14 protein-coding genes are annotated in these 19,332 nt (G+C 38.6%); 10 read left to right on the forward strand and 4 right to left on the reverse strand.

Annotated elements, in window-relative coordinates:
• Window positions 1–7: 7 nt before the first annotated feature.
• Window positions 8–1,396 (forward strand): bifunctional UDP-N-acetylglucosamine diphosphorylase/glucosamine-1-phosphate N-acetyltransferase GlmU, encoded by a 1,389-nt coding sequence (gene glmU, locus EV694_RS05265; protein WP_132690258.1) that lies wholly within the window; start codon window positions 8–10, stop codon window positions 1,394–1,396.
• Window positions 1,397–1,502: 106 nt separating this feature from the next.
• On the opposite strand, the gene mfd is transcribed toward glmU, so the two are convergent.
• From mfd to EV694_RS05280, 3 genes are read right to left on the reverse strand one after another with little or no spacing between them, the layout of a single operon-like run.
• On the reverse strand, window positions 1,503–4,940 hold the full coding sequence (mfd, locus tag EV694_RS05270) for a transcription-repair coupling factor (RefSeq protein WP_132690260.1): 3,438 nt from the start codon (window positions 4,938–4,940) through the stop codon (window positions 1,503–1,505).
• A 6-nt stretch (window positions 4,941–4,946) separates the two neighbouring features.
• Window positions 4,947–6,029: a YcjF family protein gene (locus EV694_RS05275; protein ID WP_132690262.1), complete on the reverse strand. Its 1,083-nt coding sequence runs from the start codon at window positions 6,027–6,029 to the stop codon at window positions 4,947–4,949.
• Between the two features lie 33 nt (window positions 6,030–6,062).
• On the reverse strand, window positions 6,063–7,472 hold the full coding sequence (locus EV694_RS05280; protein WP_132690264.1) for a YcjX family GTP-binding protein: 1,410 nt from the start codon (window positions 7,470–7,472) through the stop codon (window positions 6,063–6,065).
• A gap of 134 nt (window positions 7,473–7,606) precedes the next feature.
• Between EV694_RS05280 and EV694_RS05285 the strand changes: the two genes are divergently transcribed.
• The 5 genes from EV694_RS05285 to EV694_RS05305 are packed head-to-tail and all read left to right on the forward strand — an operon-like array spanning window position 7,607 to window position 13,052.
• The gene (locus tag EV694_RS05285) at window positions 7,607–9,322 is read left to right on the forward strand and encodes an ABC transporter substrate-binding protein (protein ID WP_132690266.1); all 1,716 of its coding nucleotides are present in this window, start codon (window positions 7,607–7,609) and stop codon (window positions 9,320–9,322) included.
• Window positions 9,322–10,287 (forward strand): ABC transporter permease, encoded by a 966-nt coding sequence (locus tag EV694_RS05290; RefSeq protein ID WP_132690268.1) that lies wholly within the window; start codon window positions 9,322–9,324, stop codon window positions 10,285–10,287. The genes EV694_RS05285 and EV694_RS05290 overlap by 1 nt, the downstream gene beginning before the upstream one ends.
• Window positions 10,277–11,164, forward strand: a complete 888-nt coding sequence (locus EV694_RS05295; protein ID WP_132690270.1) for an ABC transporter permease subunit — start codon at window positions 10,277–10,279, stop codon at window positions 11,162–11,164. Before EV694_RS05290 ends, EV694_RS05295 begins: the two co-directional genes overlap by 11 nt.
• A gap of 8 nt (window positions 11,165–11,172) precedes the next feature.
• A complete protein-coding gene (locus EV694_RS05300) occupies window positions 11,173–12,201 on the forward strand; it encodes a peptide ABC transporter ATP-binding protein (protein ID WP_132690272.1) in 1,029 nt (342 codons plus the stop codon).
• A 38-nt stretch (window positions 12,202–12,239) separates the two neighbouring features.
• Window positions 12,240–13,052 carry a peptide ABC transporter ATP-binding protein gene (locus EV694_RS05305; protein ID WP_132690274.1) on the forward strand — a complete coding sequence of 271 codons (813 nt, stop codon included), beginning with the start codon at window positions 12,240–12,242 and terminating at the stop codon, window positions 13,050–13,052.
• A gap of 77 nt (window positions 13,053–13,129) precedes the next feature.
• Here the strand turns inward: EV694_RS05305 and EV694_RS05310 are convergent, their stop codons facing one another.
• Entirely contained in the window at window positions 13,130–14,122 is a 993-nt protein-coding gene (locus EV694_RS05310) for a 2-hydroxyacid dehydrogenase (protein WP_132690276.1), read from the reverse strand.
• A 207-nt stretch (window positions 14,123–14,329) separates the two neighbouring features.
• On the opposite strand from EV694_RS05310, the gene EV694_RS05315 reads away from it, so the two are divergent.
• The 4 genes from EV694_RS05315 (at window position 14,330) to EV694_RS05330 (ending at window position 19,316) form a co-directional block, all read left to right on the forward strand.
• Window positions 14,330–15,586, forward strand: coding sequence for a mechanosensitive ion channel family protein (locus EV694_RS05315; protein WP_132690278.1), 1,257 nt, complete (start codon window positions 14,330–14,332; stop codon window positions 15,584–15,586).
• A 161-nt stretch (window positions 15,587–15,747) separates the two neighbouring features.
• Entirely contained in the window at window positions 15,748–16,431 is a 684-nt protein-coding gene (locus EV694_RS05320) for a 2,3-diphosphoglycerate-dependent phosphoglycerate mutase (protein ID WP_132690280.1), read from the forward strand.
• A gap of 268 nt (window positions 16,432–16,699) precedes the next feature.
• Window positions 16,700–18,877, forward strand: a complete 2,178-nt coding sequence (uvrD, locus tag EV694_RS05325) for a DNA helicase II (protein ID WP_132690282.1) — start codon at window positions 16,700–16,702, stop codon at window positions 18,875–18,877.
• Window positions 18,878–18,977: 100 nt separating this feature from the next.
• Window positions 18,978–19,316, forward strand: a complete 339-nt coding sequence (locus EV694_RS05330; RefSeq protein ID WP_132690284.1) for a DUF496 family protein — start codon at window positions 18,978–18,980, stop codon at window positions 19,314–19,316.
• Window positions 19,317–19,332: the final 16 nt, after the last annotated feature.

Here is a 19,332-nt window from a genome sequence, read left to right on the forward strand (position 1 = left end):
AATCATAATGACAAACACACAATTTCACTCTCCCCTTAGTGTCGTTATCTTAGCGGCGGGAAAAGGAACAAGAATGTACTCCGATCTCCCTAAGGTATTACATACTATTGCTGGTAAAGCAATGGTTCAACACGTTATCGATACGGCGAAAAAACTGAATGCACAAAATATTCATCTCATTTATGGGCATGGTGGCGAAGTAATGCAAAAGCATTTACAAGACCAGCCTGTGAATTGGGTTTATCAAGCGGAGCAATTAGGTACAGGGCATGCTATGCAACAAGCCTCACCTTTTTTCCAAGATAATGAAAATATTTTAATGCTTTATGGCGATACCCCTCTTATTAGTCAACACACCTTAACCCGATTGATTGAGGCAAAACCTGAAAAGGGTATTGCATTATTAACTGTTAAACTGGCTGATCCTACTGGCTACGGACGTATTTTACGCCAAAATGAAAAAGTCATTGGTATTGTCGAACAAAAAGATGCCAACGATGAACAACGCCAAATTCAAGAAGTCAATACCGGCGTGATGGTGTCTGACGGAGCTAGCTTCAAAAAATGGCTTGCCAAATTAGAAAACAATAATGCTCAAGGCGAATATTATATGACCGATGTTATTGGTTTAGCTCATCAAGAGGGTTGCCCAATCGTTGCAGTACAAGCAGAAGATATTTTAGAAGTAGAAGGGGCTAACAACCGTTTACAATTAGCGAAATTAGAACGCTATTACCAACGCAAACAAGCACAAAATTTATTACTTGCTGGCGTCATGTTACGGGATCCTGAACGCTTTGATTTACGTGGTGAGCTATATCATGGTAAAGATGTAGAAATCGATGCCAATGTTATTATCGAAGGCAAAGTGCGGTTAGGAAATCACGTAAAAATTGGAGCAGGTTGCGTTTTAAAAGATTGCGACATTGCCGATGGCGTAGAAATAAAACCTTATTCCGTGATTGAACAAGCTAAAGTGGATCACCACGCCATTATCGGACCATTCTCACGTTTACGTCCCGGCGCAGAATTAGGCGCAGAAACTCATGTGGGTAACTTTGTAGAAATTAAAAAATCCTCGATTGCACAAGGCTCAAAAGTCAATCACCTTGCCTATATTGGCGATAGTGAAATTGGGCGTCAATGCAATATTGGAGCAGGCGTAATTACTTGCAATTATGATGGTGCAAACAAATTTAAAACCATTATTGGCGATAATGTTTTTGTAGGCTCAGATAGCCAATTAGTCGCCCCTGTTGAAATAGAAAACGGCGCAACCATAGGCGCAGGCTCAACAATCACTAAAAAGATTAACGCCAATGAATTAGTCATCACAAGGGTGCCACAACGTCATATTAAAAACTGGCAACGCCCGCAGAAAAAAAATAAGGTGTAATGGACAAAAGAGTTGCTAATAATAATTTTCTCAAATTATTAGCAGCTCTTTTTATTTAAAAAACCTTTATAAACATGAACTTACGTTTTACACTTATCACTTTACCTTATTTAGACACCAACTCCCCCACTAACTCCCAGACAAAATCTATTCTGGCTTGATGATTGTCAAATTTTTGTTGGAATTTGAATTTTGTTGGGCCGTCAAATTTATAAACCTGTGGCTGTTGTTGGATTAATGCGATCAATTTTGATGGATCCAGTTCTGCATTAGGGGCAAATTCAATAAATCCGCCTTGTTCGCTTGTTTCTATGCGTACGATATGTAGAGGTTTCGCTTTTAGGCGTAAACTCGCAATGCGTAATAAATTTGCGGTGGCTGGTGGTAATTGTCCAAAGCGGTCGATTAATTCCACTTTGAGTTCATCAAGTATTTGTTGATTTTCTGCGCCTGCAATACGTTTATAAAAAGATAAACGCATATTAACATCGCCGAGATAATCTTCGGGCAGTAGAGCTGGAATATGAAGATCAATATCCAGTTGATGACTTTGGGTGAGTTCTTCTAGGCTTGGTTCTTTTCCTTCTTTTAGGCTGTTGACCGCTTTTTCAAGTAATTCCATATAAAGAGAAAAACCGATACTTTCTATTTGTCCGCTTTGTTCTGAGCCGAGCAATTCCCCTGCGCCTCGAATTTCTAAATCGTGAGTCGCCAAGATAAAACCTGCTCCGAGGTTGTCGAGGTTTTCTAGTGCTTCTAAGCGTTTTTGTGCATCTTTGGTCATCAATTTTGGCGGTGGCGTTAATAAATAAGCATAGGCTTGATGATGTGATCGTCCTACTCGCCCACGTAATTGGTGTAATTGTGCTAAACCAAAATGATCCGCTCGTTCAATAATAATAGTGTTAGCGGTAGGAACATCAATACCTGTTTCAATAATGGTTGAACAGACTAGTAGGTTAAAGCGTTGATGATAGAAATCAGACATCACTTTTTCTAGCTCACGTTCACGCATTTGCCCATGCCCAATGGTAATGCGAGCCTCTGGCACAAGTGCGGTCAGTTTTTCGGCACATTTTTCAATGCTGGCTACATCATTATGTAAATAATATACCTGTCCGCCCCGCAAGATTTCACGCAAAATCGCTTCTCGGATAAGGCTATCATTATGCTGACGTACAAAGGTTTTAATGGTTAAACGGCGAGCGGGTGGCGTGGAAATAATGGAAAGATCACGAATACCATTCATTGCCATATTGAGGGTGCGTGGGATTGGTGTGGCGGTCAAGGTAAGAATATCAATATTACTGCGTAATTGTTTAATTTGCTCTTTTTGACGTACTCCAAAACGATGTTCTTCATCAATAATTAATAAACCGAGATCGCTAAATTTGACGTCAGGCTGAATTAATTTGTGGGTACCAATAAGCACATCAATTTTTCCTTCCGCTAAATCTTGTAGTACTTGTTTTTGTTGTTTCGCGGTTTTAAAACGCGATAGCATTTCAACATTCACAGGTAAATTGGCGAAACGATCTTTGAAGTTATCATAATGTTGTTGTGCTAATAACGTGGTAGGCACTAACACAGCCACTTGTTTACTGTTCATAATGGCTAAAAAGGCGGCTCGCATTGCCACTTCAGTTTTTCCAAACCCCACATCACCACAAACCAAACGATCCATAGCTTTAGCTTGGCACATATCAGAAATCACGGCATTAATTGCCATTTCCTGATCATAGGTTTCTTCAAAAGGGAAGGTGGCAGCAAATTTTTGATATTCTTCTCGATCATAATGAAAGGCGAAGCCTTGATGTGCTTCACGTTTGGCATAAACATCAAGTAATTCCGCGGCAACATCACGAATTTTTTCCGCAGCTTTTTGTCTTGCTTTAACCCAAGCATCACTGCCCAATTTATGCAAGGGTGCCGTATCTTCATCGCCACCCACATAACGGCTAATGACGTGCAAGGAAGAAACTGGCACATATAATTTCGCCTCATTGGCATAGCTTAATAATAAAAACTCTGCTTGAATCCCCCCATTTTCTAAGCTGACTAGTCCGCCATAACGCCCTACCCCATGATCTAAATGGACAACAGGTTGCCCTATTTTTAATTCGGCGAGATTGCGAATAAGGGTATCGGGGTTAAGATTTTTTTGTTTTTGACGCTGGCGTTGTTGGACACGTTCGCCTAATAATTCTTGTTCGCTGATAATCGCCAGTTGTTCATCAATAATAAAACCCCGTTCAAGGGAGCTTACCCATAGGCTTTGCGAATGTTGCAGGCTTTCTGTTACCTGTTGAATTTGTTGTGGCTTGAGCTTTAAAGGCTTAAGTAAATCCAATAAGGTTTCACGCCGTCCTTCCGTTTCTACGCTGAACAAAATGGGCAAATGAATTTGTTCAATAAATTGGCGTAATGGTTGTAATGGCTCTTTGTGCTGTACTTGAATCCTTAACTCAGGTAAAGCTCGGATCGGTAAATTTTGTTGTTTCGCTGAGCTGGATAATGTTTGTTCTGTTAAGGTTAAACGTGGATATTGTTTAAATTGATGATGAATTTCATCAATTTTTAACCAAAGCTGTGAGGGGGGCAATAAGGGACGCATAGGATCGACGGAATAATTGTCAAATCGCCCTTGTGCATCTTGGTAAAAACGTTCTGCTTGCGAGGCATTATCCATAAAATCAATTAACAAAGTTTGCTCAGGCAAATAGTCAAATAGAGTCGCCATTTCGTCAAAAAAGAGAGGTTGCCAATATTCGATACCAGCCGCCAAGGTGCCTTTGCTAACTTGTTGATAAATATGTTCAGGATCGCGACGAATTTCCGCAAAGGTTTCGCGGAATTTGGTGCGAAAATGCTCAATACCTTTGCTATCTGTGGGAAATTCGTGAGCGGGTAATAAATTAACTTGCTCAATTTCCGTTAAACTGCGTTGATTATCCAGATTGAAGGTGCGAATGGAGTCAATTTCATCATCAAAAAAATCTAAGCGAAAAGGCACCGCACTTCCCATTGGAAATAAATCGAGCAATGCTCCTCGCACTGCATATTCGCCATGTTCTAAAACTTGTTCAACCGCACGATAGCCTGCGTTTTCTAGCTGTAAACGTAATTTATCAAGATTAAAACGATCCCCTTTTTTAATCAAAAGAACATTGTGTTGTAAAAATTCTGGTGGGCATAGCCGTTGCATTAAAGTGGTAATGGGTAAGACCACAATGCTTGGTTGTTGATAATGTTGCAATTCAAATAAGGTGCGTAAACGCGTGGAAATAATGTCTTGATGAGGCGAAAAATTATCATAAGGCAAGGTTTCCCAATCAGGGAAGAAACGCACAGGAAGTGCGGTCAATTCTGATAAAATTTTTTCTAAACGCACCGCACTTCTGGTATCAGGGCTAACAACCAATGTTAAACCTTGATGTTGTTGAGCAATTTCAGCAATGGCAAAACTGTCTGCACCTGCTAAGACGTTACCAAGTCGTTTATGATCGGCTTTTTGGCTTGGAAGATGAAGATTAAAATAGTTCATAATTTATTAACGATATTCTGATTGTTTAGGTTGATGTTGTTTGGTTTTTAATAGGTTATCTTTTAAGGTGGTTAATAATTGTTTATGCACCAAACTTAAACGTGGTTTTTCCCCTGATTGGAATGGCATTGGGCGGCAAAACGCCATCGCTTTGATCCCTAGACGTGCGGTTAATAAACCCACGCCAATACCCTGTGCCATTCGGGCGGATAATTTGGCGGTAATATCTTGTGATAACCAATCCATGCCCATTTCTTGTACCAATTCCGTTGCCCCAGCAAAGGCAATATTAACAAGTACCATACGCAATAGGCGGATACGGCTAAAATAGCCTAGTTCAATGCCATAAATTTTGGCAATCTTATTGATTAAACCTAAATTACGCCACGCCACAAAAAACATATCCACCAATGCCAAGGGGCTAATGGCAACGATTAACGTCGCCTCGGTGGCACTTTGGCTAATGGCTTTTTTCGCTTGACGATCTAAATCCGCTAACACATTTTGGCTAAATAAATAGCTGACTTCTTGGGCGGAATGGGCTTCGTTAATTTGCTGTTGCCATTGGATTAAACGAGGATCTTGCTTATCAAGCCCCATATTTTCCACTAAGCCAAAACAAAAGGCTTTGCCTTTTTCACTATCATCTTGTTGTGAGGATTGTTGTAATAATGTTTCCCCTTGTTGTTGATAACGCATTCGCCGTTTTAAACGCACGAGAGTTCGCCATTCTTGTACAATGGCATTTAATCCCACCACAATAAGAGCAAGGCTCGCTATGGCAAAAACCAGATAAATCCATTGATTTTGTTGCCAACTATCTATTAACCATTGGATAGTTTGAGCAATGACTGCCCCAATAAATAGGATTAGCCCCGTAGCAAGTAATTTTTTCCACCATCTTGGTTTAGGTTGGAGCATTTGCTCAAATTTGTCCTCTACCCTTTCGCCCTCAAGGGTCGCACTATTTAAGGCAGAGGGATCGATTTGAATATCCTCTGTGGTAAAAATTTGTTTTTGTTGAATATTTTCAGTTTCCTCATTGTGTTGAGGAGATTGTTCAACTTGGGAAAAAATTTGTTTGCTCATAAGCTCCATTACTCTAATTGAAAAATATTCCGCTTAGTGGAATTTGTCTGCTAATAAAAATTGTAATACGGCGTCCATACGCAAATGTGGGATCGGTTCGCCCGTTATTAAAGGTTGTGGCTCAAATTGATCAAATTCAAAGCCCTGTTGTTGCCAAAAATCCGCTTGTGGCAGTTTATTTGGCACTGTGCCTGGATAAAGGGTAACGGGTTGTTTATCCTGTGAGCGTATGCCTTGCAGGGCTTTGAACTGTTGCCCTTGTTGATTGACAAGCACTTGTTGAGTCGCACGAATAGCGGCGATAGCAGAATATTCGGTGCTTATCCCCTCAAATTCGGCGTGCCGTCCGCCCTCTTGCACTAATTGCCGCATTAGGCTAATTAAATTGGGTAATTGATCGGTGGTAATATGATCCGCTTTACTGGCAACAAACATTAATTTATCAATTTGGGGCGAAAATAAGCGGTGCAATAAGGTGCGTTTACCATAATGAAAATTGCTAAATAATTGCTGTAAGCCTTCTCGCATATCTTGAAAGGCTTGATAACTATGATTAAGCGGTGTTAAACAATCCGCCAAAATAATTTGGCGATCAAATTGCGAGAAATAATGTTGATAAAAATGTTTCACAATATGTTGACGATAATAATCATATCTTTTTTGCAATACGGCAAAATAGCTTTTACTATGACTTTGGCTTTTTAAGGTTTGCCATTGTGTTTCATTGAGATGCAGTAAAGGGAAAAATTGTAAAGCTGGGGCGCCTGCTAGCTCTCCAGGTAAGACAAAACGCCCGGGTTGGATAAAATGTAATCCCTGTGCTTTACATTGATGAAGATAATCGGTGTATTGGTTTGCGATTTGGGCTAAAACATCATCATTGGCATTTTCCATAAGATCCAGTTTTTGTAATTGTTGCCACCAAGATTTAGCCAGTTCTATGCGTTTACCTTGATGATGTTGTGCCAGTTGTTGCGACCATTGCTCAAAACTTAAACTGAGCAAGGGCAAATCCAATAACCATTCGCCGGGGTAATCAAAAATATCTAAATATAATGTGCCAGTATGCTTAATATGACGAACAAGGCTATCTTGATGTAAATAACGGATTGCAAGTCTTGTTTCACTTACTCCACGTGTTGATTGCGGCCAAATAGGCGGTGTTTGGCTTAGATCCCTGAGATTTTGTTCATAATCAAAGCGTGGAATACGCATATCAAGCTGTGAAACCCGTTTTACGCCAATAATTTGTTTACGCCGAGCAGGTTCAAATAATGGCAAATGGGCATTATCTTCCCGATTAATATGTAATAATTGGTTAATTAAACTGGTAATAAAAGCGGTCTTACCGCTACGGCTTAAGCCCGTTACGGCTAAACGTAATGAGCGATCAAGCCCACGATTGACGATCTCTTTGATTTCTGTTTGTAATCGATGAAACATATATCCCTTATCCTTTTCATAGAAAAGAAAAATAATGAAACATAAGCAAAAAATGTGATTTATCCGCAGAGAAAATAGCATATTTTGCCAATATATTTTACAATTCTCGGACAAAATCAGGAAAATAGCTTGTTATGTTATCAATTAAATCCACATTTAAAACCCTTTTTATCATTGCTCTGCTCGGAGTATGCTATGGAACTCGCCTTTATTCTGCACCGCGTATTCCTGCCCAAGTGATGGATAATGGCTTAATTTATTGTACTTATGCCTCAGTTTTTTCCTTTAATCCACAGACCGCTGATGCGGGTGTCAGTATGAATGTGGTGACAGAACAAATCTATAACAAGTTATTTAGCCAAAAAAATCACTCACAAATTTCGCCAGAATTAGCACAATCTTATCATATTTCGCCAGATGGTAAGTTAATCACCATTAATTTGCGTAAAGGGATAAAGTTTCACCAAACGGAATGGTTTACGCCAACACGAGATTTTAATGCGGAAGACGTGGTATTTTCCCTCAATCGTGTATTGGGTAAAAATGATGATTTACCAACGTTAGATAATGTGGCGGTATTTGATAACCGCCAATATCAAATCTTTAATGAATTGGCAAAAAAAGCCCATTTTCCTTATTTTGATAGCATTAATTTAAAAGCCAAAATTGCGGAGGTTCGTGCTACTGCCCCTTATCAAGTGCAAATTCGTTTATTTGAGCCTGATGCCTCTATTCTTTCTCATTTGGCAAGCCAATATGCGGTGATTTTTTCACGGGAATATGCTTTACAACTTAATGCTGACAATAACCTTGCTCAATTAGATTTATTGCCCATTGGCACAGGGGCTTATAAGGTAAAAGAATATGCTCGCAATCAATATATTCGTTTACAACGTCATCAAGATTATTGGCAACAGGCGGCGAAAATTGACAACATTGTGGTGGATATTTCCACTTATCGCACTGGGCGTTTAACCAAATTGCTCAATGGGGAATGTCAGATCGTAGCGTTTCCTGAAGTGAGTCAATTAGGGCTGTTTAAAGAAATTGACCAAAGTCATCAATTTAGCCTTAAAGAAAATGAAGGTATGAATTTGGCGTTTTTAGCCTTTAATTTTAATAAACCGCAGATGAATGATATTACATTACGCCGAGCCATTGCTCAAAGTATTGATCGACAACGGATTATTGATCATATTTATTATGGTACAGCCACACTAGCGGAAAATATTATTCCACATATCTCTTGGGCAAATGCCCCAGCCTTTACGGATTTTACCCTTAAATATTCGCCAAAAATCCACCGCACTTGGCTCGCTGAACGGCAAATTCGGTTAAATTTATGGGTTATTAACGAGGATCAAGTTTATAATCCAGCCCCAATGAAAATGGCAGAGATGATTAAATTTGATTTGGCACAAGCTGGGGTTAACGTGCATATTCAACAAGTGAGCCGTAATTATTTGGTACAACAATTAAAACATCAACAGGCAGATTATGATTTGATTTTAACAGGCTGGTTAGCAAGCCCTTCTGATCCCGATACCTTTTTACGCCCGATTTTAAGTTGTGCCAGTAAAGAGGATGTTACCAATCTGGCAAATTGGTGTTATCCCTCCTTTGATCAGGTCATTAATCAGGCTTTAACCCGTTCGGATCAACAACAGCGTATTCAAGATTATCAACAAGCAGAGCAAATTGTTGCCGATCAATTACCCATTATTCCTTTAGCCAATGTGAAACAAGTGTTTGTGTTTAATAAACGCATACAAGGCATAGAAAAATGGCATTTTGCAAATATCAATTTTGCTGAACTTTGGTTACAACCAAGCCACAAGGAGCAACAATAATGATCGCTTCATTTGCACGCCGTCTTTTTCTAATTTTTATTACCCTTTGTTGCTTATCATTGGTCAGCTACCATATTTTAATGCGTGATCCCCTCAATGCAGCATTAGCGGAACCTTATTTCTACTCAGGTTATATTCATTATCTCCAAGGTTTATTGCGTGGCGATTTAGGCATTAGTTACAATGGCGGCGAATCCTTATTACAATTACTGTTTGCGGTTATTCCTCCCACCATTGAATTATGTTTCTTTGCGATGTTATTGGCATTATTATTTGGCGTTCCCTTTGGATTGGTTGCCGCATTTAATCGCCATAATTTATGTGGCAAAAGTATTCGTGCTTTATCTTCGCTGGGATTATCTGTGCCAGTATTCTGGATCGCCCCCTTATTGTTATATCTTTCCGCTATTCATCATTGGGATATTGCTTCAATGGGGCAGTATAATTTACTTTATCAAATTAAAACTATAACTGGTTTTAATGCGATTGATGTGTGGTTTGTACAAGCCCCTTATCGTTTAAAAGTGATCCAAAATGTGTTTCAACATCTTGTACTACCCGCCATTGTCTTGGCTATTTCGCCAACCATGGAAGTAACACGCTTAGTACAACAACGTGCCGAATATTTATTTCAACAAAATTATGTGAAAGTGAGTAGTACTAAAGGCTGGTCCACATGGAAAATCCTACGCAAATTAATTTTACGTAATACCTTACCCCTCATTATGCCACAATTTACCCGTATTTTTACCTTAGTATTGGCACAATGTATGTTAGTGGAAAATGTGTTTGGCTGGCCGGGCGTGGGAAGTTGGCTTATCAGTGCAGTCGCACAACAGGATTATAATGCCATTTCCGCTGGCATTATCGCCATTGGGCTTATTGTGATTATCATTAACCAATTCACTGATTTTTTGGTATTTTTACTGGATCCATTGCATAGGAAAGGTTGGTATGCAAGATAAAGAACCTGAAGAATTTCGCGAACGAGAGACCTTGCGAGCCATCTGGCGTTTATTTCGCCAAGATATCATGGCGGTGTTTAGCTTTTACCTGTTTATCGGGTTAGTTATCTTTGCCTTATTTGGGCAATGGATTGCCCCCTATTCTGCGGATTGGCAATTTGTAGGACAGGAATTACTACCGCCCTCTTGGCATGATAATGGTAAAGTGGCGTATTTTCTTGGCACTGATGATTTAGGGCGAGATTTACTTAGCCGTATTATTACAGGCACAAGCTATACTTTTGGTGCCGCATTTTTGGTTATTATTGCCACCGCCATTTTAGGGGGAATATTAGGCATTCTTGCAGGAATGAGCAGTGGATTAAAATCAAGAATTCTCGGGCATTTTTTAGATGCGTTTTTATCGGTGCCAATTTTACTTATTGCCATTATTATTGCCACCTTAATGGAAGCGAGCCTCATTAACGCAATGTTAGCAATATTTTTCGCATTGCTACCGCACTTTGTACACGAAATTGCCCAAGCTATCCAAAAAGAACTGAAAAAAGAATATGTGATTGCCTTGCGTTTAGACGGTGCTTCCAAATGGGTATTACTCAAAGAGGCGATTTTACCCAATATTGCCATTCCTTATATTCGTGAAACCTCTCGATCCTTTACCATTGCCATTTTTGATATTAGTGCCTTGAGCTTTATCGCCCTTGGGGCACAACGCCCAACCCCAGAATGGGGCGTTATGACACGTGATGCCCTAGAATTAATCTACCTCGCCCCTTGGACAATGATTTTCCCGGGCGTGGCTATTATTATCAGTATCTTAGTGGTTATTATGCTAGGTAATGGATTATGCAAAGCCATTAATCGGTATGATGAATAGGAAAGGCTATGGCTTTATTAGATATTCGTAATCTTTGTATTGATATTAAAACCGCAACAGGCAATGTGCGTGTGGTGGATAATGTGAATTTAACCCTAAATGAAGCGGATATTTATGGATTAGTCGGTGAAAGCGGTTCGGGTAAAAGTTTAATTGCTAAAGTGATTTGTAATTCCATAAAAGACAACTGGCTTATTCGTGCGGATCGGTTTCGTTTTAATGATATTGAGTTACTTAAGCTACCTCCCCATAAACGGCGTAAACTCGTGGGCAAAGAAATCTCAATGATCTTCCAAGATCCCCTAACCTGCCTTGATCCGAGTAAAAAAATAGGTAAACAAATTATTGACAACATTCCCTTTAGCACCTTTAAAGGAAAATGGTGGCAATGGTTTGGTTGGAAAAAACGGCGTGCCATTGAATTATTACATCGTGTAGGTATTCGTGATCATCAGGATATAATGCAAAGTTACCCTAATGAAATTACCGAAGGCGAAGGGCAAAAAGTGATGATAGCCATTGCCATCGCAAATCAGCCACGTTTATTAATCGCGGATGAACCCACAAACTCGGTCGAATCCATTACTCAACAACAAATTTTTCGTTTATTGTCCAGTATGAACCAAAACCATGGTATGAGCATATTATTGGCAAGCAACGATATTATCAGTGTGAGCGAATGGTGTCACAGTTTTAGCGTATTATATTGCGGACAAAATGCCGAATCAGGTCCCACAGAAAGCATTTTAGCCAATCCATATCACCCTTATACTATGGCATTATTACACGCAATCCCAGATTTTAGCCAACCTTTGGTATTAAAAAGCCAATTAAATACCCTTGCAGGCACCGTTCCTATGCTTGCTCAAATGCCCATAGGCTGTCGTTTAGGACCTCGTTGCCCTTTTGCACAACGGCAATGTATTCATAAACCCATATTAAGACGAATAAAGCAACACGAATTTGCTTGCCATTTCCCACTAAATTTACGCGAAAACCAAGGCAAGCTAGAGAATAATGATAATCTTCCCTTATAAAGGTTGTACCAAGAAAGGTGTAACGAGGAAATCACAGAATGTCGGTATTATTACAAGTAGAAAATTTAAGTAAATCTTTCCGAGATGAACAGTTTAAATTATTAGGTTCCCGTTATTTCCAAGCGGTTGCGGACATTAATTTTCGTTTATCGGCAAAACAAACCTTATCCATTATTGGACGCAATGGCTCGGGAAAATCCACCTTGGTCAAAATGATTGCAGGGATTATTCCGCCCTCCTCAGGCAACATCTTATTCAAAGGAAAGCCCCTTGTTTATGGAGATTATGGATTTCGGGCTAAACATATTCGTATGCTTTTCCAAGATACCAATAGTTCCTTTAATCCCCGTTCCAATGTGGGACAAATCTTAGATTCTCCTTTACGTCTCGCCACTGCATTAGATGAACAACAGCGTAATGAAAAAATTGGGCAAACCTTGCGTATGGTAGGGCTTTATCCTGACCACGCAAACATTCCTATTACTGCCACATCATTAAGCCAAAAACAACGTATCGCCCTAGCAAGAGCGGTCATTTTAGAGCCAGAAATTATTATTATTGATGACTCAATCAGTGCCTTAGATGCCTCAGTAAAAACCCAATTAGTGAATTTAATGCTCGACTTACAACAACGCTTAGGCATTGCCTATATTTATGTGGGACAAAATCTCGGCTTAATTAAACATATTTCTGATCAGGTTTTGGTAATGGAAGAGGGAAAAATGGTAGAACTTGGCACACCGCAACAGCTTTTTACCCAGCCAAGCACAGAAATTACCCACCGTTTAGTGGAAAGTTATTTTGGCAAAATGCTAGATAAGCAGGCTTGGCAGACTAATGAGGGAATATAGTCGTTCTGCTTTAAAATAAGATGCTGTTACTACACCTTATTATGTAAATTGAACGACTATATTATTACCATCTATAATTACACTGTTACCTGATTACCACTCCCCCCTTTTTCTTTTATATCTTGAATATTCGCCAAGGTAACATTGGCAATACTGGTTAGAGCTTCTTCTGTTAAAAAGGCTTGATGCCCTGTTAATAACACATTATGACAAGCAGAAAGACGGCGGAAAACATCATCTTGAATCACTTCATTGGATTTATCTTCAAAGAATAACTCACGTTCATTTTCATATACGTCCATTCCCAAAGCCCCAATTTTTCCTTGTTTTAAGGCTTCAATGGCAGCTTGCGTATCAATTAATGTGCCGCGGCTGGTGTTGATGATCATCACGCCATCTTGCATTTTGTCAAAGGCGGTTTTATTTAATAAATGATAATTTTCGGGGGTGGCAGGGCAATGCAACGTGATAATTTTAGAACGATGATAAAGCTCATCAAGCTCGACATAAGTAGCCCCTAATTCCTCCGCTAACGGGTTTTTAAAAGGATCATAGGCTAATATATTCATACCAAAACCTTTTAAGATGCGCATTGTGGCAATACCAATTTTGCCTGTCCCAATAACCCCCACAGTTCGTCCGTGCATATTAAAGCCGATTAACCCTTCTAAAGAAAAATTGGCTTCTCGTGTACGCTGATAAGCACGATGAATACGGCGGTTTAAGGTAAGCATTAAGCCCACGGTATGTTCTGCCACAGATTCTGGTGAATAAGCAGGCACCCTCACTACTTGAATGCCAAGTTCTTTTGCCGCAACTAAATCCACATTATTAAAGCCAGCACAACGCAAAGCAACGATTTTTATGCCAAGTGCGGCCAGTTTTTGCAAAACTTTTTCGCTACCATCATCATTAACAAAAATACAGACGGCATCATGCCCTTCCGCCATTTTGGCAGTGCGTTCACATAACGGAAAATCAAAAAATTCTAATTCATCATTAAATTTTTGATTAGCAAGCTCAAAATATTTGCGATCATAGCTTTTGGTGCTATATAGTGCGATTTTCATAACAATACCTCAATAAATAACCGAGTAAATAACTAAGATAAAAAATATTCTATCAAACAAAATAAGAAAATCTATTAAATTTGTTTAATTGTTAAACGTTTTGCCTCGGTACTTTTTCACTATTAAAGTCAATATGTTAGTATAGCAACTTGCCTTTGGCATAAATCACTTATGTTTTATTCATTCAATTAAAAAAGGAAAACAATTATGTTTCAAACCTTACAAACGTGGTTACAAGAGCATAGTCTGCATAATCAAGACTGGTTAGTAACATTAATTATGATCGGTTTTATTTTGGTCACCGCACTGATCATACACGTTGTATTGCATATGGTGCTGTTCCGTTGGTTAGGTAATCAATTTAAAAACTCAAAAAGCATTTTGTTCAATGTACTTGCGGAACAACGTTTATTTACCAATATCGGTTATACCATACAAGGTATCGTACTGGGGATACAACTGCGTGTTTGGCTACCAGAAACCAGCTGGCAAGAATTATTAGTGACATTGACTGAAATTTGGTCATTAATTTTTGCATTATTAACCCTATTTGCCTTATTAGATACCATTCATAATTACTTATTTAGACGTAACCTTGCCCAGCATTTCCCAGTAAAAGGCTTGGTGCAAACCGTCAAACTGATTGCTTCTATTGGTATAGGTATTCTATTAGTCTCGATCTTGCTGGGTAAATCCCCTGTGATTTTATTAAGTGGTTTAGGGGCAATGACCGCGGTTTTAATGTTGGTGTTTAAAGATCCTATCCTTGGCTTAGTGGCTGGTATCCAATTATCCGCTAATCGAATGTTAAATGTAGGCGATTGGTTAGAAATGAGTAAATACAATGCTGATGGTTCTGTGATTGATATTGGTTTAACCACTGTAAAAGTACAAAACTGGGATAATACCGTTACAACCATTCCTACTTATGCCTTGATTTCCGATTCCTTTAAAAACTGGCGAGCTATGAGTGAATCGGGCGGACGCCGAATTAAACGTGCCGTATATATTGACTCAAGTAGTGTCAAATTTTTAAGTCCAGAAGAGGTACAAAAACTCAGCGAAAGCCAATTATTAACTGATTATTTGGCGACCCGCTCAAATGAAATTCAAGAATTTAATCGCCAACATAACATTCAAGGCAATAGCCCACTAAACGGACGCCACTTAACCAATTTAGGGACCTTTCGTGCCTATTTGCAACGTTACTTAGAAAATAATCCTCATATCCGTAAAGATATGACCCTTATGGTACGTCAGCTCGATCCTAAAGAACAAGGCATCCCATTAGAAGTTTATTGTTTTACCAATACCGTATTATGGGGAGAATATGAAGCAATTCAAGCGGATATATTTGATCATATTTTTGCTGTGGTTGCTCAATTTGGCTTACATATTTACCAAGCACCAAGTGGTTATGATCTGCGTAATGTTATTAACAATTTACGCCAAACCAAAGAGTAAAGTATAGTCATCTCAATTTAAAATAAGGGAAATAATAAATGAAGTATGAGCTTAAATAACCTCATACTCTTCCCTTAGATGCCATATTTTACTTTTAAAATTCGATAATTTTTGTTATAAAGAGCCCAGATTTTTTATTTTTAACTCATAGGAGAAATAGTATGGAATTAGTTTTTATCCGTCATGGTTTTAGCGAATGGAACGCTAAAAATCTATTTACTGGCTGGCGTGATGTGAATTTAACCGAACGTGGTGTTGAAGAAGCAAAAGCCGCAGGTAAAAAATTATTAGAAGCAGGCTATGAATTTGATATCGCCTTTACTTCAGTGCTTACACGAGCGATTAAAACTTGTAATATCGTATTGGAAGAATCTAACCAACTTTGGATTCCTCAAGTGAAAAACTGGCGTTTAAATGAACGTCATTATGGCGAATTACAAGGTTTAGATAAAAAAGCCACCGCAGAAAAATATGGTGATGAACAAGTTCATATTTGGCGTCGTTCATACGATACATTACCACCATTACTTGATCCAAAAGATCCTAATTCTGCCCATAACGATCGCCGTTATGCACATTTACCTGCAGATGTTATCCCTGATGGTGAAAATCTTAAAGTAACATTAGAACGTGTACTACCATTCTGGGAAGATCAAATTGCACCAGCATTATTATCTGGCAAACGTGTATTAGTTACTGCACATGGTAACTCATTGCGTGCATTAGCAAAACATATCGAAGGTATTTCTGATGCAGATATTATGGATTTAGAAATTCCTACAGGACAACCATTAGTTTATAAACTTGATGATAACTTAAAAGTTGTTGAGAAGTTTTATTTATAATACATACAAGACGAACTTAAAATAAGTAAAATATTTATTGAAGGGTTGAATTTGATAAAATATGAAATTCAATCCTTTCTATAAAAGTCTCATTAAATTTGTTTCAATTCAATATAATTAATATCTCTAATCATTTTTAAAACCTTAATAATTCATAAGGAAATTTTACAAAAACGCACCGCACTTTTCCTCAATTTTGTCGAAAAATATTCCCTAATGCGAAAATCTTGCTATAATTCCTCTGTATAAAAAAACAGTGGTAGATGGTATGGATTTTGCAGAATTACTTGATGGTTTAAATGATAAACAACGTGAAGCAGTGGCAGCGCCGTTAGGCAATTATTTGGTCTTAGCGGGGGCGGGGAGTGGTAAAACGAGGGTGTTGACCCATCGTATTGCTTGGTTAATTGGGGTTGAGAATATTCCTGAAAGCCAAATTATGGCGGTAACCTTTACCAATAAAGCCGCCAATGAAATGAGGCATCGTATTAAAGCTACTCTTGCGGATCAGCCTTTACTTGGTATGTGGGTGGGGACTTTTCACAGTATTGCTCATCGTTTATTACGTTCTCATCATCTTGATGTAGGGTTACCGCAGGATTTCCAAATTATGGATAGCGAAGATCAATTACGTTTGATCAAGCGTTTAATTAAACTTCATCAACTTGATGAAAATGCGTTTCCGCCTAAGCAAGTGATGTGGTATATCAATAGCCAAAAAGATGAGGGATTGCGTCCTCATCATATTAATTTGCAAGAAAATCCCAAAGAACGTGAATGGGTGAGGATCTATCAGATTTATCAAGATGCTTGTGATCGAGCAGGGTTACTTGATTTTGCCGAATTATTATTGCGTAGTTATGAATTATGGCAGAAAAAACCGCTTATTCTTGAGCGTTATCAGCAACGTTTTCAACATATTTTAATCGATGAGTTCCAAGATACCAACAAAATCCAGTATGATTGGATTCGCTTATTAGTGGGTAAAACCGGGCGGATAATGATTGTTGGTGATGATGATCAGTCTATTTATGGCTGGCGTGGGGCAAAAATTGAGAATATTCAACGTTTTTCGCGAGATTATCCTCAGGTAACCACTATTCGTTTAGAGCAAAATTATCGTTCTACCAATAATATTCTTAATAGTGCTAACCAATTAATCGCCAATAATCAAAACCGTTTAGGTAAAAATCTTTGGACGCAGGGAGGCGATGGCGATCCTGTGGGGATTTATGCGGCATTTAATGAACTTGATGAAGCATTATTTGTGGCTTCACAGATAAAAATTTGGCTAGAGGACGGCGGAAAGTTAGAGGATTGTGCGATTTTGTACCGTAGTAATAGCCAATCTCGAGTATTAGAAGAAGCCTTATTGCGTGCCAATATTCCTTATCGAATCTATGGGGGAATGCGATTTTTTGAACGGCAAGAAATTAAGGACGCACTTGCCTATTTACGTTTAATTGCCAATCGTCAAGATGATGCGGCATTTGAACGCATTATTAATACGCCTGCTCGTGGAATTGGCGAGCGTACCTTAGATATTTTGCGTAATCTAACACGAGATCGCCAAATTACGCTTTGGCAGGCAACACAAGTAGCAATTCAAGAAAATAAACTACCTGCACGCACTGCGACAGCATTATTACGTTTTGTGGAATTAATTAATTCATTACAACAAGATAGTGAAGAAATGCCGTTATTTGCTCAAACAGATTTTGTTATTAAACATTCTGGTTTATATGATATGTATCAACAAGAAAAGGGCGAAAAAGGCGAAGTGCGGATCGAAAATTTACAAGAATTGGTATCGGCAGCAAGAAGTTTTATTAAACCTGATGAGGCTGAAGAGATGTCCGATCTTACTGCCTTTTTAACACATGCTTCTTTAGAGGCAGGCGAAATGCAAGCCAATCCTTATCAGTCTTGCGTAGAAATGATGACGTTGCACGCTGCCAAGGGATTAGAATTCCCTCGTGTGTTTATGGTCGGTGTTGAAGAGGGGATTTTTCCAAGCAAAATGTCCTTAATGGAAAATGGACGCTTGGAAGAAGAACGCCGTTTAGCCTATGTGGGGATAACCAGAGCGAAACAAAAATTGACCATTAGTTATGCAGAAAGCCGCCGTCAATATGGACAGGAAGAACGCCATATTCCTTCTCGTTTTATTAGCGAATTACCGCAAAATTGTATTCAGGAAATTCGCTTGCGTGGCACAGTTACACGAGCCTTTCATGCTGTGAATGAAAATCAAATTGCTCGCTCTACAGATTTAAATCAGGATAATCCTTGGAAAATGGGGCAGAAAGTAAAACATGAAAAATTTGGTCTTGGTACGATTATTAATGTAGAAGGGGCTGATAATAACACACGTTTACAAATTGCCTTTCAAAATCAAGGGGTAAAATGGTTAATTGCCGCTTTAGCGAAATTAGAAAAAATCTAATATAAAATACAATAAGAAGAAGCTTTATAGGAAAATTTTGACGAAAGCAATAAAACCAGTTACATTAACCCAAGTATTAACTTAATTTGAGATAACAACTATGGAAAATCCAAACAAACAATCTTTTCAAGATGTCTTAGAGTATGTGCGTATGTACCGTTTAAAAAACAAATTAAAAAGGGATATTGCTGATAATGATCGCAAAATCCGTGATAATCAAAAGCGTGTATTATTGCTAGATAATCTTAATCAATACATTACCGATGATATGAGTATTGATGATGTACGCGCAATTATTTCTAATATGCATGATGATTACGAAACTCGCGTTGATGATTATATGATTCGTAATGCGGAGCTTTCTAAACAACGCCGAGAAATTTCCAATAAAATGAAAGAACGCCATAAATTGCATGAGCAGTTGGCAAAAAATAAGTAATACTAAATATAAACCT

Origin of the sequence: Volucribacter psittacicida (genome assembly GCF_004339025.1) — a bacterium.
Classification (GTDB): domain Bacteria; phylum Pseudomonadota; class Gammaproteobacteria; order Enterobacterales; family Pasteurellaceae; genus Volucribacter; species Volucribacter psittacicida.